Here is a 19,172-nt window from a genome sequence, read left to right on the forward strand (position 1 = left end):
TAAATGAAAGGGCAAAGAACAAGTCGTCCAGCAAATAGCGACACCACGATCCGGGCGTTAAAGCTCACTGCGGTCGCCGGCGCTGTTCTTACTGCTTCGCTCTACTTTGCCGCTTGTGGTTCGTCGCCTGAGCCAACAGGTGCCGATATCAATACAGCTCCGACGCCGGTAGCGGAATCAACACAAGTGAAGTTCGATTTCCCCGAGGGCGATTATTCGAAATTCAGCCACGAAAATGAGCAACACGCCCGGCTCCCGTGCCTGGTTTGCCATACCCGCCAGGATAACGAAGCCCAGATGAAATTCTCCGGCCACATTCCCTGTTCGAGCTGCCACGTTGAGCACTTCAAGGAACCGCAGGGACAGATCTGCACCATCTGCCATATTGACTCGGCGACCGGTGCGATGAAAGAATTTCCGACGCTAAGGTCCTTTAACGCAAAGTTCGATCATGCGAAGCACACGCCGCATACCAACTGCGCCGATTGCCACAAACCGGCAAGGGCGGGATCTACCTTCTCGGTGCCGACGCGGGCGAACTCGCATACGACCTGTTTTCAATGCCATAGCCCGAACGCCGAGTTCGATGGTAAGGACATAGCCTCTTGCTCAACCTGCCACGAGGCTGGCTCGCCCGGCCCGCGGCTCGGTGGCATACGCGCCCTTGCGGCAAATTTCAGCCATTCGGCCCATGGCCCGAAGCAACGGCTTAGCTGCAATAGTTGCCATAACGTAAGGCCGGGTGCTTCGCGCGGAAGACAGATGACCGCCCCGGCCGCGGTGATGCACCTTGCTACGGCACGAGGGCAGAACTGTGCTACCTGCCACAACGGCAAACGGGCGTTCGGCGGTGAGGATTTCACCTCGTGCAGCCGCTGCCATAAAGGCGAGAACTTCAAATTCACGGCAGAGTTTCGGAGCGCGGAGAATTTCGCAAGGTTTTGAGAGTTCAGCGGTCGAATTCGCACTGGTAAACCCCAGTTACGCCGGAAAGGGCAGGTTTTCATTGGTTTTTTGAACGGAACGCCGATTGCACTTAGGACTGATGTGCACCGGAAATTATCCGGTCTGCTCTCCCGAGCACGATAAGTTGGGAGCCTGTATTATGAAGAACATCACCGTAAAATTTGTCGCTATCGCAGCCATTCTGTTACCTGTTTTCTTGATCTTAGCCGCACGGCCGGATATCTCTAACGCGGCTCCGCTCGCTGATGACGATACTGCCGCCGTTTATAAGGCAAAATGTGCGATGTGCCACTCGCCAAAAGCCGAAAAATCCTTCGATCCGGAAATGACGGACGAGGAAATGGTAAAGGCGATCCTGGACGGAAAGAAAGCCGCCAAACCGCCTCATATGCCCGCTTATCGCGACAAAGGCATTGACGAAGCAAAGGCAGCTGCATTAGTGAAATTTATGCGCGAACTCCGGACGCCGCCGAGCGAATGACCGGAAACCGTGCCAAAGGTTGACAGCAAGCAACTGTAAGCGAAAATCTGTGGACGCATCCAGCGTTCCCTCCACGAGCAAGCCGGCGATGACCCGAAAAAGGTCGCGCCGCTTGCTTGCGCATTGGAGGGCGCGGAAATAGTTGGCAAATGAAAGACCGGAGAACCTAAACGATGAACGAAGAACAAGAGAAGCAAGCCGAAACGCCGCAGGCCGGGGAAACAAAGCCAAAGGTTCCAAGCCTTTTCCGTAACTTCATCAGTTTTGTGGGCTTCGCTATCGTCATCGCCGCACTTACCAGTATTGCTCTGCTTGTGATGGTCGAGTTTTCCGGGGGCTCGGACAATCCTTACACCGTCCTTGTCACCTATATCATGCTCCCTTCGGTGATGGGCTTTGGCTTTTTTGTAGCGATCATCGGTGCCCTGCTCGAGCGGCGACGGCGGCTTAAGCAGCCAGATTCCCCGATAGCGCCATATCCGGTACTCGACCTGAACGACCCCTCGCGAAGACGCAAACTCGTTGCGCTAATTGCCGGCGGCTTTGTTTTTCTCTTCCTGAGCGCCTTCGGAAGCTACCGAGCGTTTGAGTACACCGAGTCCGTCTCTTTCTGCGGCGAGCAGTGCCATACGGTGATGAAGCCGGAGTTCATCTCACACCAGGTCGCACCACACGCGAGCATAAAATGCGTAGATTGCCACGTTGGCGGTGGGCCGGAGTGGTACGTCCGCTCAAAGTTCAATGGCATGCGCCAGCTTTACGCTGTCGCGTTCAATACATATGACAGGCCGATCAAAACGCCGATCCACAACATGCGCAACGCCAATGAGACCTGCGCAAAGTGTCATTGGCCGGAAAAGTATTACGGCGATAAGCTCAAGGTCTTCAACCACTACGGCTATGACGAGAACAACTCGCTTCGCCAGATCCGAATGATGATCAAGGTCGGCGGCGGAAGCCCCGATCGCGGCGAGGTCGGCGGAATCCATTGGCATATGAATCTTGATAACGAGATCACCTATATCGCCACCGATGAACGCCGTCAGAACATTCCGTGGGTACGGATGAGAACGAAGGACGGGCAGGTCATCGAATATACCTCGCAGAACGCGAGCCTGACGGCACAGGCGATCGAACAAGCTGAAAAGAAAAAGATGGACTGTATTGATTGCCACAATCGACCGGCGCACATTTACCTCTCGCCGAACCAGGCCGTCGACCAGGCCTTCGCGGCCGCACGCCTTGACGTATCGCTTCCATTTTTGAAGATGAAGGCGGTCGAAGTCCTTGCTCGCAAGTACAACACCGAGGATGAGGCGGTCGCCGCAATCCTCGCCGACGTCCCTAAGTATTACCGGGAAACATATCCTGACGTTTACTCCGCAAAGCGGCCTTCGGTCGATGCCGCCGCCTCGGAGGTCGCGACCATTTACCGCACTTACTTTTTCCCGGAGATGAAGACCGATTGGTCAAGCCACATCAACAACATCGGCCACTTCAATGCTGAAGGTTGCTTCCGCTGCCATGACGGCCAGCATAAAAGCCCCGAGGGCCGCCTGATCCGTAACGACTGTGCCGTTTGCCACACAACGCTCGACCAGACCTTTGCTGGACAGCGGATAGTTCCGGCCGATGGCATGTTCCAGCATCCGGTGGGCCTTGGCGACCGTAATACCTGGCAATGCGCCGCCTGCCACACCGGCGACCGTGCGTTCCAGCATCCGCTCAACCTCGGCGATATTTCAAGGTTCCAATGTGCCGATTGCCATACCGGGCAGAATTACAAAGCGGTCAAATAAAAGCTATGGCAAAATGAAAACTGCGGCCGCGATCGGTTAACATCGCTGCCGCAGTTTTTGCGTCTTCGGAGGAGGGGGCCGAAATCTATCTGTCGCCTGCCCGGCCAAGATATATCCTCAAAGAGGTGTAAGGCAAGTGGGCGTTGTAGTTTTGCGGAGCGATGCCGTACTGCACTTGCTGAGGCGTCAACTCGCTATAATCAAAGTACTGATAACCAACACTCCAATCTACGTACCGACTTAGCCGGAAAGTTCCGCGTACCTCGGGCATCTTGAAATCGATGGGATAGGAACTCAGGATCAACGACGAGTTGAGCGGCGGGATCACCATATCGTTCGTTCCGTTATCTTTATTCCAGCGGAAACTACCGAAGAGGCTCACCCGTTTGTGCGGGCGGAACCGGCCATCAATAAAGAAATAGTTGTCGCGAACGAAGTATTGGCTGAGGCCAACAGTTGCCGGCCCGCCGAGCGGTATCAGGACCGAGACCTCGCTGGTCAGCCAGTGGTAGTCGTAGCCGCCGCTGATGCTTACCTCGCTGATCGGATCCCAATCGATCGAGCTTGAGAAGATGCGGCTTCGCACTTGTGTAACGAAAGATGCGGTCGGTGTTGTGACAGACTGCCCGGGATTATCGTTATCTTTCGTAATGAAGGAGAGATTTACAGCAAACTTGTTAAAATTCGTCCGGCTCCGCACGCGGAAATTTGCGAACTCGTAGTTAGCAAGTCGAGTAAAGACATTATCAGCCTTGCCTGCTTCGACATCGGCAAAAACCGTCCAATTGCTCGTTGGCTTGAACTTAGTTCCTGCAATAAATGTGTTTGTAGTATTCTCTGCCTCCTCCGGCACAAGCGGCGGGATCGGCGAGCCGAAATTTACCGTCGAGATGCCGAGTGCTACCTCGCGGTGCGTGTAACGCCAGCCGATGTTGAAACCAAATCGATTGTTGACCTGGTAATCTCCTTCGAGCGTGTTCGTGTAACGCCGGTACCGGGTCGAGGTATAGTTAAGCTGCCGCGAGGTCGTTCCAGGAACACCGACAAATTGATAGACATTGCCGCCGTTAATGTTGAACCCGTCATAGTTGAACGTGTTCGAAATGCGGAACTTGTCTGCTATCCGCCATGTAAAGCCGAGGTCAGCACGCGTCTGAAGCCGTTTGGCATCGCCGATCGAGCTGTATGTGTCCGTTACCTGGACATTGGTAGCGTTTCGATAGACCAAAGATTCATTGAAATTAAAGTCATTCGAAACCGAGGTATGGACGACCTTCGCCGCCACGTCGAAGACCTTCGCGAAAGTACGCTGGAGGCTGAAGACGCCGAAGTGAGTATCGCCGACGATCGGGTTTGAGCGGTTCATCGTCTCGATTCTAATGTTATTTGTTGTTACATCACCGGGGTCGTTGGTTACGGAATAAAGTGTACGGTCATTGAACGACCGGTAACCGTAGGTTCCCGAAAGATTAAATCCGAGAAGCTTCCCGTCCGCCCCAACTCGAAAGTCGCCGGCCTTGTAGTTAAGGTCCTGCACCGCCGGGAACACATCGCCTCGTGAGATACGCGTTGACGTCGTGCCCGTGCCGTCGGCAACGTTGAACGAATAGCCGATACGGAACCTGATGTTTGGGTTCTGCGGCAGAAGCGTCAGGTCAAGATCGCCAAAATTCCTCCGGCGGTCTGCATTGTGAAGGTTGCGGAGGTCGTTGCCAACCGCGTGGTTATTCAGGTTGTTGAAATAGGCAACACGCCTTACGCTTGCGTCAAAACGATAGTAGCCCAAGCGTTCCATTCCGGCACGAAAATAACCGCTCGGATCCGCGCCCCAGCCTGAGCCGAGAAACGTCAATGTATCGAACGGCTTCCCTTCGTTCGTGCTCGTATCCTCAATTGTGAAGCCGGAATCAAAGACGCGAAACCCGCGTTTGTAGTTCAGGTCGCTCCGGTACTTGTTCTCATTGCCCTCAACCTCAACCCACCGTGCGCCGATCTCAGCACTTCCTTTGATCGTGAATCGGTCTTCCGGTGTCGGGGTCGGCGATTGGGCCGTCGCGGAAAATGCGAACGCGATAAGCGCCGCAAAAACGGAAAGGCTCATCGCCGGGCGGCAACAGAGTTCTTTAAGCGGAACGTATTTTCTTTCTATGGAGATCATTGTTCTGTGCCCCCTTATCTAAAGAAGTCCTTATTGCTGTTCGAGCCGTGGATCTGCGAATGGCAGACCGTACAGTTCTGTGTACGAATGCTCGTTTGCGTGTGCGGCCCGGTTGGAATATTCGGGTCGAGTTCGACGTTCACGATATTCGTGTGGCATTCGAGGCAGAGTTGCCTGACCGAGCTACGCTTAAGCATCTTCGGGTTGTTCGAACCATGCGGCGTGTGGCAAGCAGCACAGCCTTCGGTCGTAAGCGGGGCGTGTTCGAACGCGAACGGGCCCCGCATCTGCGTATGGCAACCGACGCACGACTGGTCAGAGCCAAGTGCAAGTCGTGCCTGCTTGGTCTCAAATCCACCGTGCGGGTTGTGGCAGTCGCTGCAGCTCATCGTCCCTTCGAGCACCTTATGGCGGAAGGGTTTCGAGAATTGCGCCTTCGTTTCCGTGTGGCAGCTCATACAGAGCTGCGGTTCGGCAGCGATCAGCATTGCACGGCTTGCCAGAGTCGGTCGGTCGCTCGAGGCCGGATTGGTCAGCGTGATCGAACCCGCTTTTTCCGGCCCGTATGTCGAACCGTGTGCCGAGTGGCAATCCGTACATCCGACGTTGTTGCGGAAGTGGTCGCCCCTGCGGAAATTGTTGTGGTTCTCTCGGCCTGCATGGCAGGTAAGGCAGCTTTCGGAAACGGCCTTTGTGTCCATTTCTTTGAAGATCTTGATCTTCGTTCGGTCTCCGCCGCCCTCAACGTGTTCGCGGCCCGGGCCGTGGCACGCCTCGCATCCGACGACTTTGCCTTTCCATCCTGTAAGTTCGCCGAGTTTGCCGTGTACAGTTTTTGCTACCTGGTCGAATTGCTGTTCGTGACATGCTTTGCATGTTTCCGAACCGACGTAATCGTCCTGGCCAACCTGATAGACGGCCTCGTTCTCATAAAGGGCGACTTCGGAAGTACTGATGGCCTGTGAGACCGTTCCGAAAGCACCCCAGATCACAATGACCGAAAAGGTCACGATAACCAGGATAAGTTTGATAAATGTTGTTGAAGCCATGGTCGCCTCCCCTATCAATCGGGAAAAAATTGTAAAACTTTAGCTGATTTGCCGACTAACTCTACATCGATATTGGTGGCTGCTATGTGACAAGTGTCACAAAAAAGCAAAAAGTCTATATATTTCTTGCATTTCCGCGCTTAGGCTGAGGATCAGGCCGTGTCTTAAATGCTCGTCTTTCTCTATTGCAAGAAGAAGCTTCGTTCGGTCAATAAGTTCTATCCTGCACTCGCTTTCGGCAACTACGGAATAGTATGTTGGCCGACGTGAGATCGTCTCGGTAAGCCCGATGAGTTCGCTTCGGCCGAAGAGATCTGAAAAAGATGTATCAAGAGCGTGTAGCGACGCCCGGCCCTTAAGAATAAAGATCGCCTTTCGCGGCACTTCCTCGGCGGCCAGGATGCGTTCACCGGCGACCGCGATGATCTGCTTTCCATAGGCCAGGAGCCGCAGACCGGCGTCTTCATCAACGTGGAAGATAAATGGGCGAATTGGTACCCTTCGGTCGGCGACCTTATTTCGTGGGTTGAAGCTGCATTTCGGCAGTTCGATCAAGCGGCCTCCCTGCGGGAGAATTCATCCGCTAGTCTTTTTGCATTCTACTAAGGAGAATAGGACAGCCGTCACACGTTCGTGTGATTACCATCACATCGGGCTTTTAGCTTCGCGACCGCGAACCGCGGGGTCTTGAAACAACCGAACGGAGCCGTTCCGGGTCGTGTATCAAAAGGTCCGAACCTTTCAGCGAGATAAGCTCGTTTTGCCTGAAGTCTTTTAGCAGCCGCGTTACCGTCTCACGCGAGGTGCCGATCATCTCGGCGATTTCCTCGTGGGTGAACGGCAGCTTAAGCCTAACCGCTCCGTGGCCATTGCCGTTCTCGCGGCACCAGGAAAGCATTAAGCCGGCAAGCTTTCCTGCAACCGAATTCGTAAGGCCAAATGAGCGGATCTGATCATAAGCATCGTGATACTGCTGGCTCAGGTGCTCGACCGCTCGCATAGCGATATCCGATCGCTTTTCCATCAGGTCGAGAAATTCTTTTCGACGAACGTAATTTATTTGACAGGGTTCGATCACCTCGGCCGAGACCTCGTATTCGCCGCCGGCTACAACGGCACTCAGGCCAAGGATCTCGCCCGGCTTGGCGATGTGGAGAATAACGACCTTTCCATCCTGCGAACAGGTGTAGAGCTTTACGCTGCCCTGGCAGAGAATGTAAACGCCGTTAGCCGGTTGGCCTTCGATGAAAAGCATGCTCCCGGATGGATAAGTGTTCGTGATCTTTGTTACTTGAAAGAGATCGAGACTGTGATCAGAGATACTGCAAAAAAAACCGTCCTTCTGCAGCCCGCATTCGGGACATTTGTGTTCAACATTTAAGATCGGCAGGGTCATTAAGGGACTACCTCCCCATGATCAGTGGTTGCGTTTCCGCGAACCACGAGCACGTTGCATGGAGCGTGGTGCGTTACTGCATTCGAAACCGAACCCAGATACGCCCGCTCCCAAAATCCGCGGCCGTGTGATCCGACCGCGATCAGATCCGCAGGCCATTTTGTGGCCGCTTCAACAATTTCCTGCCCGGCTTTCCCGACGAGTAGCTTTGATGAGACCTTGGCTCGCTCACCGGCACCATCGCGGAAACGCTTCTCAGCCTTTTCCAGTACCTTTGCCGCCCTTTCGCGAGCGTCCTTGAGATACGAAGCGTAGTAAGTGTCCAAAACACCAAACGGAGCACCGACAGTGTTGACCAATGGCTCAACCACGGCGACGATCATCACTTCGGTCTCAGCCCGTGTATGATAGCGCAAAACCTCATCAATGGCCGCATTGCTAAATTCGGAACCGTCCGTCGCGATCAAGATCTTCATTTTCGATCGTCCTCCCTTCAAATGCCGGGCCACAATCAGCCAACGGCAACGGGTTCAATCAATTACCGCAATATGTGACGGCAATCACCGTGCCTTTTAGTGAACTCAAACAGCGCCCGTGATTTACTTAGGATTCGGAGATATCTGTGAGGAACGAGAGGATAAAGGCGCGTAAAAGCACGCGCGTGGGGTGAAAATTATTTTCCGATGCAGAAGGTAGAAAAGATACGCGTCAGCATATCTTCGGTCGTTGTTTCGCCGGTTATTTCGCCGAGGTAGCGAAGCGCACTGTGGAGCCCGACGAGTGTTATTTCCTCGCTCGTACGTTCCTCGATCAGGCCGATCGAACCGAGCACTTCATCGCGAGCACGGAGCAGGAGGTCGTGGTGCCGAGCATCCGTGATCAGAAAACCCGAGGCATCGACATCGCCCGGGGCAAACGGTCCGATGATCGCCGCCTTCAACTCCTCAAGCCCCTCGCCCGTTTTCGCTGACATGGGAATTATCCTATCCCTCAGGTAGGCAAGCGAAGAATTCTCGGCGGCGACCATTCGGTCGATGTCGGATGAAGGCACTTTATCGATCTTGTTCAGAGCGACAATGTAGTTCAGCCCCTTTACGCTTTCGAGCAACTGCCGATCTTCGTCGGAGGTCTCGACCGAGGCGTCGAGCATCAGTACGACCAAATCGGCATCCGCCATTGTTGCCTTCGAGCGTTCAACGCCAATGCTTTCCACCAGGTCGGTCGTTTCCCGAAGGCCGGCTGTATCGATAAGCGAAACGGGAATGTCGTTGATCGTGAACCGCTCGTGAAGTTGATCGCGGGTCGTCCCGGCGATGTCGGTGACGATCGCCCGCTCGCTGCCCAAAAGTGCATTGAAAAGGCTAGATTTGCCGACGTTAGGATGGCCGATGATCGCCACCCGCAGCCCCTCGCGGATCAGATGCCCGGCCTTGAAGGTCGCGGCAAACCGTTCGAGCTCCGAGGCGACCCCGACGAGCTTTTCCCGTATCGACGCCGTCTGCATTGCGGGCAGGTCGTCCTCAACGAACTCGAGTGCCGATTCAAGCACGACGATCACATCGAGCAAATCGTCCTTCACCGGTGCGAGCGTCTGCGAGATCTCGCCCCGAATTTGCCTTACGGCCTGCCGGGCGGCGGTCGCTGTTTGTGAATCGATCAGGTCGCGGATCGCTTCCGCTTCGGCCAGGTCCATCTTGCCGTTCGCCAGAGCTCGGAGCGAAAACTCGCCCGCGTCGGCCATTCGCGCACCCAACCGTAGCGAGGCATCGATAACCTGCCGCAGGACGACCGGCGAACCATGGCAGCTTACCTCAACCACGTCCTCGCCTGTAAAGGAATTGGGGCCGCGGTAAAAGGTGACGACCGCTTCATCTATCGCTTCGCCGGTTTCCGTATCAGCGAGCTTGCAAAGCGTCGCCAGCCGCGGCTCAAAACTCTCCGTGCCCGCAAAACGCCCCGTGATGCGCACCGCGTCAGGGCCGCTCAAGCGAACCGTCCCGATGCCGCTCCGCCCAAGCGGCGTCGCAAGTGCCACGATCGTATCTGTCATCTCTCGTTCGAAACAAAAAGAGTGAAAAGACCCTCGGCCCTTTCACTCTTTCAAATATCGCGATCTTTCAAGCCGTTTACTTAGGGCTGATCTGCAGCCGTCGGTCGCGTCCGGCACCGACCGATTCTGTCAACAGGTCTTCGGCCTCGCGGAGCGACATATGGATGATGCGGCGTTCGGTCGAGGTCAGCACACCAAAGGTGAACGGTCGGCCGGTCTTGCGGACCTGGTCGGCGGCAAAACGCGCCATCGCGTGGAGCTCGGCCTTGCGGGTTTTTCGAAATCCGTCCGCGTCGCAAACAAAGCGATGTTCGCGTTCAAGCTCGCGGCCGTACATCTGGAAAAGCAGCGTTTCGAGAGCGTCAAGCAATTCGGCATTTTCAGCCACGGCAAGCTCGACATCCTTCCCCGTAAGGTTGATATAGCAGCCTTCGTCTGTCCATTCCGCATCGGGTTCAAGGTCGATCCCCATGTCGTCGAACAGGTCTTCGAGTAATTCTTCTGATCTTTCGCAAACGTCGCTCATTTGTCCTTACTTTTCCTTCTTACCGCCCTTTACCTTTTTTATATTCTTCGGCAGCGGATCATTGACCACGGTCGTCGTTTCAGGCTCCGTTGGCTTGTTCATATAATTGATCACCATCTGCTGGCCGAAGCTAACGATATTACCAAAGAACCAGTAAAGCAAAAGCCCCGATGGTGCCGTCCACATAACCCAGAGCATCATCACCGGCATCAGATACATCATCATCTTCTGCTGCATCTGCTGCTCGGGCGTTACGGCCGCACCGGTCGGTGTAAACTTCATTGCCAGCACCATCGAGATGGCAAAGCCGAACTCGAGAATGTGCCACGGGTCCGCGCCGGAGAGGTCCGGGAGCCAGGCAAAGCTCGCCAGGCGGGCGTCCAGCGCGATAGTTATAGCCGTATAAAAAGCGATCAGTAGCGGAAACTGCAATAGCATCGGGAGGCAGCCGCCGATCGGAACGGCGCCCTTCATCATCTTTAGCTGCTCCATCTGGAGCTCGCGCATCCGCGGGTCGTCCATCGGCACGCCCTTTTTCTGCAGGTCCTTGATCTTGTCCTGGACCTCCTTCATCTTCGGTGCGTTGCCGGCCGCCTTCTTAAAGCTCTTTGATTGCGACCAACGAAGCGGGAATAGCAGCGAATAAAAAAGGAACGTGAAGACGATGATCGCCACGCCGTAGTTGCCGGTCAGGCGATTGAAGAAATCTAGTGCGTAGAGGATCGGAACCGAAAGCGGCTTTACGAAGAAGCGAACGATGCTGTAGGTCGCAAAGTTGATGACATTAACGAACTCAAGTTCGCGGCCCGCAGAGGCATCTAGGTCATCAGAGATCGACGAGAGATGAAAGTAATCCTTCGTTCCGGTGTAGATCTTCGTCACCGAGCCATCGGCAGCCACAGGCACATAGGCCGTTACAAGGTGACGCTTTTCTTTTGTCTCAGGGCTGCGGAGCACCCACTTGAATATGCTCGGAAAGAATGGCTCGGTCTCGACCTCGTACCGCGACGCCCGCACCTCAAGCCCCTCGGCCGGAGTCGCCGGAATCGCCGCCATCGCGAAATACGCGTCGCCAACGCCTGCCCAATTTACCGCTCCGGGAATACTTAATGAAGCCTGAGTTTCCTTTTCAAAGTCGAAGTGATAGTAGCCTTGTTTGCGGACAATATCGTCGCCGACGTAGGCCATCGCCTCGGATTCGATACGATAGAAAGTGTGGTTATTGATGGCGTGGTCGCCGATGCTCGGGCCGATCAGGAGCTTTGTGTTCGGCACCGTCTGGCCGTTTCGCTTGACCTCAAGCCCGAGGTCCGCGATGTAGCCATCCGCTCGGAAAAGAAAACGCTTGCGTGCCTCGAGCCCCGCCCCGTCCGTCAAGGTGAATTCGATGGTTTTTTCTTCGCCGGCGTTGAGCGTTACGGTGTCGCCCTCGGCGTTGACCTGATAATTGCGTTCATTAAGCAGCGTGTCGAGAGCGGCGTCGCCGGTCGAAAGCTGAAAGGGAAGTTCACGCGGGGTGCGGCTTCGGGCCTCGTTCGAGATAAGCTCGAGCGGTTTCGGGTTTTCCGGAGTGCTTCCGACCGCATTGAGCGGAGTCTCGCGCCCATTGACCTTGTTCTTTAAGAGTATCCAACTCGAAGCGACGGCTCCGCGGCTATCGAGCGTTACCTCGTAGAGCGGCGATTTGATAACGATCTGCCGGTTCGGGGCGTCCTCGACGACCGGAGCAGGGGTCGCGGCCGGTGCGGCAGGCGACTCGGTCGGCTGAGGCGTGGCCTGCTGGTTGGCGGCGGTTTCGGTTTGAGCTTGTTCGGGCGGAGGTGCCGGCGGGTTGAAATAGGACCAGAGCCCGAGGATCAACATCGAGAGAATGACGGCGGCAAAAAGCCGGAATTGACCCTGATTATCCGAATTATCCATCTTACAAACCTTCGAACGCTTTACTGCACCGGGTCGTGCCCGCCTTTGCAAAGGGGCTGGCACCTAAGAATACGCTTCAGGCCCATCCAGGTTCCCTTCAGCGCTCCGTATTTTTCAACCGCCTCCCGAGCATACTCAGAACATGTCGGCTCAAATCTGCACGCCGGCGGAAGGAACGGCGAGACCGCGGCCTTATAAACACTTAGGATGTCGAGCACCAAAAACTTCATCCAAGGATGCCCTCAATTGTTAATTGCCAATTGATCAATTGTAAATTGGGATCACCGGATATATCGAAACCAATTCACAATTCAACAATTTACAATTTCGCTCCGGCCCTTCTCAGTATTTCGCGAAATTCAGCTAGCGGCCTTTCGAGCTTTTCCTTCAACAGAATCCTTCGAGCATTGATCACCCAGTCGCATTTCTGCTCGATCGCATCAAACTCCGGGCGGCTTAGGCGGAAACATTCGCGAAGCAACCTCTTCGCACGGTTGCGGTCATGCGCCTTGCCGATCGCCTTCTTCGTCGCCGTAATGCCGACGCGGTGCAGATCGCGGCCTGAAGGCAAAAAGAAAACCGTCATAAAACGGCCTTCTATACACACACCTTGCTGGTAAACCTTAAGGAAATCGGCGCGTTTAGCTATCCGCGCCGCCTTCGGCAAACCTAAGCTTAATAATGATGCGGAGTCAGCCGCTTGCGGCCTTTCGCCCGGCGCCGGTTGATCACGGCCCGACCGTTCTTGGTCGCCATTCGTGCCCTGAACCCGTGCTTCTTTGCGCGTCTTCGGTTGTTTGGTTGAAACGTTCTCTTCGGCATAATTGCTCTCCATCGAATTCACCCGAAAGTGAAAACCCTGATTTTACGGAATAACGGAGCCCAATGTCAACGTAGGGCGACTCAATTAACACGCGACATCTGCCACGGAGTTCATAGAGGTCGCGGAGCGGTATATTCGGCGATATTGGGCAGTTAACTCCGTCGCGAACGCGATGCAGCGAAATTTTGATCAATTTCTCTCTGTTTGCTCAGTGCTCTCTGTGGCTAAGATCTTCTTGACCGCTTCGACGTAGGTGCCGTGTTCTTGTTCAAGGATGCGGGCGGAGAGGGTTTCGGGGGTGTCGCCATTGAGGACCGGGACTTCGCGTTGGAGGATGATCGGGCCGGCGTCGAGGTCCTCATTGACGTAATGGACGGTGCAGCCGGACCTTTTTTCGCCTGCGGCGAGGACGCGTTCGTGGACGTTGAGGCCAGGATATGCGGGCAGCAGACTCGGGTGGATGTTGAGAATACGATCTGGAAATGCCTGAACAAAAAGCGGCGAAAGAAGCCGCATATACCCCGCCAGGCAGACGAGCTCAACTCCGCGTTCCCGAAGTGCGGCGACGATCTCGGCGTCGTGTTCTTCACGCTTCCGGCCGTTTCTTTCAATGACCAAAGTGTCGACGCCGCGCGTCCGAGCTTTAGCCAAACCCGCCGCATCCGCCTTGTCGCTAATAACAACCGCGACCTCCGACCCCGGTATCTCGCCGCTCCCCACGGCCTCAACCAAAGCCACCATATTCGTCCCGCGGCCCGAGATAAGAATTCCTATTTTCATTAACTTTGATCTTGTGATTCTTCGCGCAGCTTTAGTAGGCGTTGCCTACCTCGTTTCATTAGATCTCGATCGAAATACTCGTCGGTAGCTTCAACCAAATCGAGGTATCCTAGAATCGAATTAAATTGTTCATCCGAGAAAAAGCTTAACTTGAGTACCCACCAATTGCGGTGTCCCTCATCCTCATCCACCACCTTATCAGGCAAAAAAGCATAGGCAGTGAATTCGCTGACGCAATCATCCCCGTCAAGATTCTCGATCGAGTGGACCAAGTAGGCCGGGATAAAAGCGTGAAATGCTTCTGGTGAAAATAGCGGAAGATTGGCAAAGTGCGCTCTCAGCAACTCAGTAGAGATTTCTTTCCATGACTTACAGGAGAACGCATTTTGCAATTCGAGGCAGTCTTCGCACTTATGATTGATCAGCGGAACGCGGGGAACTATTTCTGGAAAAATATCCCCGATCTCTTCGACTAGTTTTCGCGAGAGATTTTGATCAATCAACAATTCCATAATGCTGAGCGACGACAAATTAGTATTCGAACGGAAGTTCTGGACTAATAAAATGGTCATTTCTTCTGTCATTAACCAGAACCGTCATTGCCAATGTTGCTAGAATCGCGGATTACGGCATTCCACCTCTTTTTGGAAAATCGGTAGCGATATCCTGTTAGGTCGTTGTTGAAGTTTACCACCAAATCAGAGCGTACTGGGAACGTTCGTCGAAAGGAAGTTGCCCACCGGGGACCCAGAAAAAGTAATTGACAGAAATCCCCCACTTGTACAATTATCTTGTACATGTCGATAGAAATCACCTATAGCGAAGCAAGGAACAATTTAGCATCGATCCTCGACCAGGTCACCAATGATTCGGAGGTCGTCGTGATTAAGCGTCGCGGGCGTTCGTCCGTGGCGATGATCGACGCCGACGAACTTTCGAGCCTCATGGAAACGGAGTATCTCTTCCGCTCGCCAAAGAACGCCGAAAGGTTAATAAGAGCAATACAACAAACCGAGGCAGGTGGTGGAGAAGTAACCACTATCGAAGAGTTGCGAAAGGAATTCGATGCCGAAAAGCCCGTCCGAAAAACGCGCGGTCGTTCTAAGTGACGCCTTCCGCGACGACCTTCGCTATTGGGCCGAGAACGACCGGAAATTGCTCCTAAAGGTGCTCGACCTGATGGAGGCGATCGTTCGCGACCCCTTCTCCGGAATCGGCAAACCAGAGCCGCTAAAACACGAAGCCTCCGGCACTTGGTCCCGCAGAATAACAAAAGAGCACCGAGTGGTTTATCGGTTTCGGGATGACCGGATCGAGTTTCTGCAGGCCCGGTATCATTACTAACCTCCCGCGGGCGACCGTTGTCATTTCGGCAGAGCGGCGATTCGGGTCAAGAGATCTGCGGCAAATTTGTTCTTTGGGTCGAGCCGAAGCACCTGTTCTGCGTCTGCTTTTGAGAGGTCGAACTTCTTGATATCAAAATAGACAGCGGACCGGAAAATGTATGCATTAACGTACTTCGGGTCGAGTTTGATGGCTGCGTTGAGGCTCTCGATGGCGTCGGTGTTTCTCCCGAGTTTGTTGTATGCAATTGACTTATCGAGGTGCGGCTTCTTGAGCGTCGGGTCGAGCTTGATGGCTTGATCAAGGTCCGGGAGTGCAAGCTGAGAGCGGTTGGTTGTGTTGTACAGCACGCCGCGGTTGTTCCAAGCCTCGGCGTAGCCGGGGTCAAGTTCGATGGCGCGGTTAAGGTCGGCAAGAGCGGCATCGTATCGCTTGGCGCGGAAGTGAACGGCACCGCGGTTAACGAATGCCTTGGTGTAATTGGTGTTGATCTGCAGTGCACGGTTGTAGTCGGCAAGGGCGAGGTCGTCGCGGCCGCTATCCGCATAGGCGATGCCGCGGTTGTAGTAAAGCTGCGAGTCGCCCGAGGCAATGCTGAGCCCGCGTGTGTATGCCGCGATCGCACCGGCTTGGTCGCCGGTCTTGTTTCGGGCAAGCCCGAGTTGAAACCAGGCATCAACGTAGTTGGGGTTGAGCGTCGTGGCCTGTTGAAAGTCGCCGATCGAAGTGCGGACATCGCCGGAATAATACCGAGCCTGCCCTCGGTTGAACCACGGCTCCGGCGACCGCGGTGAAAGCCTTATCGCCTCGGAAAAACTCGCTATCGCTTGGGCGTAGTTCCTGTTCTTGTAGTGCTCGTTCCCGCGCTTCAAATGCTCCGACGCCGTCGTCTGCCCCAATGCGAAGGCGGACAAAGAACCAAGCAGAACAACCGCTAGAAAACCCTTCCTAAAGCCGATCCTGGTTCTCATACTTCTAAATGATCTTAACCTCGCCCTTACCCGAAACCACCTTTCCGATGACAAAAACCCCGCCAAGTCTGTCCGCTATCTCAGGCGTATCGCTTTCCGAACAAACCACGACCATCCCGATGCCCATGTTGAAGGTGCGGAACATTTCGTGGTCGGCGACGTTGCCGAGGCGTTGCATTAGGCCAAATATGGGAAGCTCGGGCCAGGTGCCGCGGCCGATCTCCACGCCGACGCCTTCGGGCAGGATGCGGGGAATGTTTTCAAGAAAACCTCCGCCGGTAATGTGGGCAAGGCCTTTTATCCGGCCGCCATCGAGCAGCGGGCCGATTTGCGGCAGAAAGCTCTGGTGGGTCGCCAGCAGTGCCTCGCCCGCGGTCGTGCCGAGTTCCTCGATGAACGTATCGGCCTTGTAGCCGCCGACCTCGAAAAAGAGTTTGCGGGCGAGCGAGTAGCCGTTCGTTTGCAGGCCGTTCGAGGGAATGCCGAGCACGACATCGCCGGGCAAGATCGACTTGCCGTCGATCACTTTTGCCTTATCGACCACGCCGACGATAAAACCCGCGAGGTCGTATTCGCCGGGCGGATAGAAGTCCGGCATCTCCGCCGTCTCGCCGCCAAGCAGAACGCAGCCGTTCTCGCGGCATGCCCGAGCCATGCCCTCGACGACCGAGGCGGTTACGTCGGGCTCGAGCTTTCCGGTCGCGAAGTAATCAAGAAAGAAAAGCGGCCGAGCTCCCTGGACCAAAATATCGTTGACGCAGTGGTTGACCAGATCAGCTCCGACCGTGTTGTGAATGCCGGTCTCAAAAGCGAGCTTGAGCTTCGTCCCGACGCCATCGGCCGAAGCGACCAATATCGGATCGGCCATGTTCGGAAACGCTCCCGAAAACATCCCGCCAAAGCTGCCGATCTCGGTCAGCGTCCGTTCATTGAAAGTGCTCCGGGCATATTCGCGGATCTTCGCCACGGCCCGGTTCGCGTTATCTATAGAAACGCCGGCATCGGCGTATGAGATCGACGAGATCATAATCTATAACTCTTTGCTTTGCGGGATTCGAGTTCGTTCGACCGAATCATTTGGTAGATCGAATTCCAATAGAATCCTTCGGTTTCGGATAGACTGGTACACTTTCTGACCAGGCTTGATCCCAAGGCGTTTCCGAATGGCTGCCGGAATCGTTATTTGGCCACTTTTTGTGATAACGGCATCGAAACGCATTCTAAAACCTTGTTGCCCTTTTTTATTTATCCTATCTGCAACCGGCATATCCCAAATTCTCGCATCAAACTTTTTTCGAAATCCTCATTTGAGGATACGGTGGTTTCGGTACAATTGCCACATGTGGTTACGAAATAGGCTCTGTCAGTAAGTGTTTTTCTCCCGGTTTCGGTCATGATCGAACAGAGTTTGCCTTTGGTGAAATGCGACTCGGGTGAATACTGCTGGAAATCGCACATCGCGGAAAATTCGTAGAGATCTCGTGGCGTTTTGGAAAACAAATAATTCCCTTGCCAACTTTCGTCGTCGCGTTTTGCAACCTCAAGATATTCATCATCAAACCGCCGGATCGTGAAAACTCCGTTTGCGTCCTGCTGTTCGGCATCGACATCAAAACGCAGCGGTTCGGCTGTGAAATCGCCAAAGCCTACATCAGCTAAAAATTCATCCTCGCCTATCGTGACGATGATCGCGGCGTGGTCAAATTCGGGTCCGATCGTTCCGTCCGTGTGAAAAACGCTAGCGGAAACGAGTTTAGTAATAAACCCTAGCGATAACAAAAGTTGATTGAACAAACCATTAAGTTCGTAACAAAAGCCACCTCGCTTTTCGACAACGATCTTGTCAAAGAACCGATCAATATCCAGAACGATCGGCCGTTTCCAATGTATGTCCAGATTTTCGAACGGTATGGTCAACAGATGAGAACGCTGCAACAGCCTTAGCGATCCCTGGTCGGCCACTAATTCGGCATCGCCAAGACCGATACGTTCAAGATATTTTTGGGTGTTCATTTCGAAACGCTCCAGGTAAGTCCTTTCACACTGGCACAGACCGGCCCGCCATCGCGCCCGACGCCGTCAATTATGGTCTCAATTCGGGTCGAAGCATTCGAAACAACGTCTTCGATCTGCTCTTTTGTGATGCTCATCAGCGAAAGCTTTGCTCGCCGGTCCCACATTGTGTGTCCCTGGCCTGCTTGCCTTCCTGAGTTTACATAGACAAAACGGGCGGATTTTGGTCCTTGGGAAAACTTACCCAGAAAGTTTGGAGCATCTGCGGAGAGATCGATAGTCATATAGAATTCAAAGACGATCTCTGCTTTTGATTCTGCAACTGGCGACAAGAGGTCGCCCTTTCCCGATTGGACCCGCATCAAAACCCCTTCGAGCGGTTTCGTAACGCGAACACGGAATGGGATATCATATTTCATCAGCGATACCCGATTATAGTCTCTGCGGGTGTACGTTGACCATTTGGCGGTCAAGGCTTTAGCCTTTTCGTAACCGAATTGTAAATATGAGTTTCACATTGATCGACATGGGATCGGAGAACTACGAGTTCACCGCAAACGTATGGAATTGGAAAGCGGCTCTTGAGGTCATCAAGAGCCTGGACGTGCTGAGCGAGGCCATGGTCCGCCAGATGGGTTACAACGCCCTCGGTGTCAAGGTCGATAAAGAGGAGGCACACATTCTCGGCGAGCGAATTCGGGACCGGATATTGCCGCAGCTTGCCCCGAACAAGCGGATGTTTGCCGATCTCTCTGTAACGGACGAACCCGACGACGGCACCATCTATCGCGACGAGGATGAACAGTGGCGAAACTACAGTGTCGGGCACGAGTGGATGAAGGAGTTCTCGGATTTTTGCCTTCGCTCAAAGGGCTTTCAGATCTTTTAGTTCGCCG

24 protein-coding genes are annotated in these 19,172 nt (G+C 54.3%); 6 read left to right on the forward strand and 18 right to left on the reverse strand.

Annotation, left to right across the window (positions count from 1 at the left end; genetic code table 11):
• The first annotated feature begins 3 nt into the window (after positions 1 to 3).
• From IPM21_05135 to IPM21_05145, 3 genes are all read left to right on the forward strand, one after another.
• Complete coding sequence (locus IPM21_05135; GenBank protein MBK9163286.1) at positions 4 to 945, forward strand: hypothetical protein; 942 nt, start codon at positions 4 to 6, stop codon at positions 943 to 945.
• Between the two features lie 160 nt (positions 946 to 1,105).
• Positions 1,106 to 1,447 carry a cytochrome c gene (locus IPM21_05140; GenBank protein ID MBK9163287.1) on the forward strand — a complete coding sequence of 114 codons (342 nt, stop codon included), beginning with the start codon at positions 1,106 to 1,108 and terminating at the stop codon, positions 1,445 to 1,447.
• Between the two features lie 173 nt (positions 1,448 to 1,620).
• Positions 1,621 to 3,246 carry a NapC/NirT family cytochrome c gene (locus IPM21_05145; GenBank protein MBK9163288.1) on the forward strand — a complete coding sequence of 542 codons (1,626 nt, stop codon included), beginning with the start codon at positions 1,621 to 1,623 and terminating at the stop codon, positions 3,244 to 3,246.
• 85 nt (positions 3,247 to 3,331) lie between these two features.
• On the opposite strand, the gene IPM21_05150 is transcribed toward IPM21_05145, so the two are convergent.
• The 13 genes from IPM21_05150 to IPM21_05210 form a co-directional block, all read right to left on the reverse strand.
• A complete protein-coding gene (locus tag IPM21_05150) occupies positions 3,332 to 5,404 on the reverse strand; it encodes a hypothetical protein (GenBank protein MBK9163289.1) in 2,073 nt (690 codons plus the stop codon).
• Between the two features lie 14 nt (positions 5,405 to 5,418).
• Positions 5,419 to 6,453 carry a cytochrome C gene (locus IPM21_05155; protein ID MBK9163290.1) on the reverse strand — a complete coding sequence of 345 codons (1,035 nt, stop codon included), beginning with the start codon at positions 6,451 to 6,453 and terminating at the stop codon, positions 5,419 to 5,421.
• Between the two features lie 96 nt (positions 6,454 to 6,549).
• Entirely contained in the window at positions 6,550 to 7,008 is a 459-nt protein-coding gene (locus IPM21_05160) for a cyclic nucleotide-binding domain-containing protein (GenBank protein ID MBK9163291.1), read from the reverse strand.
• Between the two features lie 103 nt (positions 7,009 to 7,111).
• Positions 7,112 to 7,849: a Crp/Fnr family transcriptional regulator gene (locus tag IPM21_05165; protein ID MBK9163292.1), complete on the reverse strand. Its 738-nt coding sequence runs from the start codon at positions 7,847 to 7,849 to the stop codon at positions 7,112 to 7,114.
• A complete protein-coding gene (locus tag IPM21_05170; GenBank protein MBK9163293.1) occupies positions 7,849 to 8,325 on the reverse strand; it encodes a universal stress protein in 477 nt (158 codons plus the stop codon). The genes IPM21_05165 and IPM21_05170 overlap by 1 nt, the downstream gene beginning before the upstream one ends.
• Positions 8,326 to 8,522: 197 nt before the next feature.
• The gene (mnmE, locus tag IPM21_05175) at positions 8,523 to 9,899 is read right to left on the reverse strand and encodes a tRNA uridine-5-carboxymethylaminomethyl(34) synthesis GTPase MnmE (GenBank protein ID MBK9163294.1); all 1,377 of its coding nucleotides are present in this window, start codon (positions 9,897 to 9,899) and stop codon (positions 8,523 to 8,525) included.
• 76 nt (positions 9,900 to 9,975) lie between these two features.
• Positions 9,976 to 10,425, reverse strand: coding sequence for a hypothetical protein (locus IPM21_05180; protein ID MBK9163295.1), 450 nt, complete (start codon positions 10,423 to 10,425; stop codon positions 9,976 to 9,978).
• Between the two features lie 6 nt (positions 10,426 to 10,431).
• Positions 10,432 to 12,345, reverse strand: a complete 1,914-nt coding sequence (gene yidC, locus IPM21_05185) for a membrane protein insertase YidC (GenBank protein ID MBK9163296.1) — start codon at positions 12,343 to 12,345, stop codon at positions 10,432 to 10,434.
• A 20-nt stretch (positions 12,346 to 12,365) separates the two neighbouring features.
• The gene (yidD, locus tag IPM21_05190) at positions 12,366 to 12,575 is read right to left on the reverse strand and encodes a membrane protein insertion efficiency factor YidD (GenBank protein ID MBK9163297.1); all 210 of its coding nucleotides are present in this window, start codon (positions 12,573 to 12,575) and stop codon (positions 12,366 to 12,368) included.
• 89 nt (positions 12,576 to 12,664) lie between these two features.
• Positions 12,665 to 13,012 (reverse strand): ribonuclease P protein component, encoded by a 348-nt coding sequence (rnpA, locus tag IPM21_05195; GenBank protein ID MBK9163298.1) that lies wholly within the window; start codon positions 13,010 to 13,012, stop codon positions 12,665 to 12,667.
• Between the two features lie 8 nt (positions 13,013 to 13,020).
• The gene (rpmH, locus tag IPM21_05200; GenBank protein MBK9163299.1) at positions 13,021 to 13,167 is read right to left on the reverse strand and encodes a 50S ribosomal protein L34; all 147 of its coding nucleotides are present in this window, start codon (positions 13,165 to 13,167) and stop codon (positions 13,021 to 13,023) included.
• 190 nt (positions 13,168 to 13,357) lie between these two features.
• Positions 13,358 to 13,948: a phosphoribosylglycinamide formyltransferase gene (locus IPM21_05205; GenBank protein MBK9163300.1), complete on the reverse strand. Its 591-nt coding sequence runs from the start codon at positions 13,946 to 13,948 to the stop codon at positions 13,358 to 13,360.
• Positions 13,948 to 14,532, reverse strand: a complete 585-nt coding sequence (locus IPM21_05210) for a hypothetical protein (GenBank protein MBK9163301.1) — start codon at positions 14,530 to 14,532, stop codon at positions 13,948 to 13,950. The genes IPM21_05205 and IPM21_05210 overlap by 1 nt, the downstream gene beginning before the upstream one ends.
• Positions 14,533 to 14,745: 213 nt before the next feature.
• Between IPM21_05210 and IPM21_05215 the strand changes: the two genes are divergently transcribed.
• Both IPM21_05215 and IPM21_05220 read left to right on the forward strand, forming a co-directional pair.
• Positions 14,746 to 15,057 (forward strand): type II toxin-antitoxin system Phd/YefM family antitoxin, encoded by a 312-nt coding sequence (locus IPM21_05215; GenBank protein ID MBK9163302.1) that lies wholly within the window; start codon positions 14,746 to 14,748, stop codon positions 15,055 to 15,057.
• Positions 15,014 to 15,292: a Txe/YoeB family addiction module toxin gene (locus IPM21_05220; protein ID MBK9163303.1), complete on the forward strand. Its 279-nt coding sequence runs from the start codon at positions 15,014 to 15,016 to the stop codon at positions 15,290 to 15,292. The genes IPM21_05215 and IPM21_05220 overlap by 44 nt, the downstream gene beginning before the upstream one ends.
• Before the next feature lie 20 nt (positions 15,293 to 15,312).
• Here IPM21_05220 and IPM21_05225 read toward each other — a convergent pair whose 3' ends face one another.
• Genes IPM21_05225 through IPM21_05245 form a run of 5 tightly spaced genes read right to left on the reverse strand, consistent with a single transcriptional unit; the run spans position 15,313 to position 18,695 of the window.
• Positions 15,313 to 16,263: a tetratricopeptide repeat protein gene (locus tag IPM21_05225; GenBank protein ID MBK9163304.1), complete on the reverse strand. Its 951-nt coding sequence runs from the start codon at positions 16,261 to 16,263 to the stop codon at positions 15,313 to 15,315.
• 4 nt (positions 16,264 to 16,267) lie between these two features.
• Positions 16,268 to 17,290 carry a phosphoribosylformylglycinamidine cyclo-ligase gene (locus IPM21_05230; protein ID MBK9163305.1) on the reverse strand — a complete coding sequence of 341 codons (1,023 nt, stop codon included), beginning with the start codon at positions 17,288 to 17,290 and terminating at the stop codon, positions 16,268 to 16,270.
• Positions 17,291 to 17,293: 3 nt separating this feature from the next.
• Complete coding sequence (locus tag IPM21_05235) at positions 17,294 to 17,530, reverse strand: AbrB/MazE/SpoVT family DNA-binding domain-containing protein (GenBank protein ID MBK9163306.1); 237 nt, start codon at positions 17,528 to 17,530, stop codon at positions 17,294 to 17,296.
• Positions 17,509 to 18,276 carry an arylamine N-acetyltransferase gene (locus tag IPM21_05240; protein MBK9163307.1) on the reverse strand — a complete coding sequence of 256 codons (768 nt, stop codon included), beginning with the start codon at positions 18,274 to 18,276 and terminating at the stop codon, positions 17,509 to 17,511. Before IPM21_05240 ends, IPM21_05235 begins: the two co-directional genes overlap by 22 nt.
• Complete coding sequence (locus IPM21_05245; GenBank protein MBK9163308.1) at positions 18,273 to 18,695, reverse strand: hypothetical protein; 423 nt, start codon at positions 18,693 to 18,695, stop codon at positions 18,273 to 18,275. Before IPM21_05245 ends, IPM21_05240 begins: the two co-directional genes overlap by 4 nt.
• A gap of 86 nt (positions 18,696 to 18,781) precedes the next feature.
• Between IPM21_05245 and IPM21_05250 the strand changes: the two genes are divergently transcribed.
• On the forward strand, positions 18,782 to 19,165 hold the full coding sequence (locus tag IPM21_05250) for a hypothetical protein (GenBank protein ID MBK9163309.1): 384 nt from the start codon (positions 18,782 to 18,784) through the stop codon (positions 19,163 to 19,165).
• Positions 19,166 to 19,172 lie beyond the last annotated feature (7 nt).

The organism is Acidobacteriota bacterium, assembly GCA_016716435.1.
Classification (GTDB): domain Bacteria; phylum Acidobacteriota; class Blastocatellia; order Pyrinomonadales; family Pyrinomonadaceae; genus OLB17.

Bases quoted from the DNA above. Each gene is read 5' to 3' on its own strand.
- IPM21_05135 (MBK9163286.1), top strand. From the start codon at position 4: ATGAAAGGGCAAAGAACAAGTCGTCCAGCAAATAGCGACACCACGATC.
- IPM21_05140 (MBK9163287.1), top strand. From the start codon at position 1,106: ATGAAGAACATCACCGTAAAATTTGTCGCTATCGCAGCCATTCTGTTA.
- IPM21_05145 (MBK9163288.1), top strand. From the start codon at position 1,621: ATGAACGAAGAACAAGAGAAGCAAGCCGAAACGCCGCAGGCCGGGGAA.
- IPM21_05150 (MBK9163289.1), bottom strand. From the start codon at position 5,404: ATGATCTCCATAGAAAGAAAATACGTTCCGCTTAAAGAACTCTGTTGC.
- IPM21_05155 (MBK9163290.1), bottom strand. From the start codon at position 6,453: ATGGCTTCAACAACATTTATCAAACTTATCCTGGTTATCGTGACCTTT.
- IPM21_05165 (MBK9163292.1), bottom strand. From the start codon at position 7,849: ATGACCCTGCCGATCTTAAATGTTGAACACAAATGTCCCGAATGCGGG.
- IPM21_05170 (MBK9163293.1), bottom strand. From the start codon at position 8,325: ATGAAGATCTTGATCGCGACGGACGGTTCCGAATTTAGCAATGCGGCC.
- mnmE (MBK9163294.1), bottom strand. From the start codon at position 9,899: ATGACAGATACGATCGTGGCACTTGCGACGCCGCTTGGGCGGAGCGGC.
- IPM21_05180 (MBK9163295.1), bottom strand. From the start codon at position 10,425: ATGAGCGACGTTTGCGAAAGATCAGAAGAATTACTCGAAGACCTGTTC.
- yidC (MBK9163296.1), bottom strand. From the start codon at position 12,345: ATGGATAATTCGGATAATCAGGGTCAATTCCGGCTTTTTGCCGCCGTC.
- yidD (MBK9163297.1), bottom strand. From the start codon at position 12,575: ATGAAGTTTTTGGTGCTCGACATCCTAAGTGTTTATAAGGCCGCGGTC.
- rpmH (MBK9163299.1), bottom strand. From the start codon at position 13,167: ATGCCGAAGAGAACGTTTCAACCAAACAACCGAAGACGCGCAAAGAAG.
- IPM21_05205 (MBK9163300.1), bottom strand. From the start codon at position 13,948: ATGAAAATAGGAATTCTTATCTCGGGCCGCGGGACGAATATGGTGGCT.
- IPM21_05210 (MBK9163301.1), bottom strand. From the start codon at position 14,532: ATGACAGAAGAAATGACCATTTTATTAGTCCAGAACTTCCGTTCGAAT.
- IPM21_05215 (MBK9163302.1), top strand. From the start codon at position 14,746: ATGTCGATAGAAATCACCTATAGCGAAGCAAGGAACAATTTAGCATCG.
- IPM21_05220 (MBK9163303.1), top strand. From the start codon at position 15,014: ATGCCGAAAAGCCCGTCCGAAAAACGCGCGGTCGTTCTAAGTGACGCC.
- IPM21_05225 (MBK9163304.1), bottom strand. From the start codon at position 16,263: ATGAGAACCAGGATCGGCTTTAGGAAGGGTTTTCTAGCGGTTGTTCTG.
- IPM21_05230 (MBK9163305.1), bottom strand. From the start codon at position 17,290: ATGATCTCGTCGATCTCATACGCCGATGCCGGCGTTTCTATAGATAAC.
- IPM21_05235 (MBK9163306.1), bottom strand. From the start codon at position 17,530: ATGCCGGTTGCAGATAGGATAAATAAAAAAGGGCAACAAGGTTTTAGA.
- IPM21_05240 (MBK9163307.1), bottom strand. From the start codon at position 18,276: ATGAACACCCAAAAATATCTTGAACGTATCGGTCTTGGCGATGCCGAA.
- IPM21_05245 (MBK9163308.1), bottom strand. From the start codon at position 18,695: ATGAAATATGATATCCCATTCCGTGTTCGCGTTACGAAACCGCTCGAA.
- IPM21_05250 (MBK9163309.1), top strand. From the start codon at position 18,782: ATGAGTTTCACATTGATCGACATGGGATCGGAGAACTACGAGTTCACC.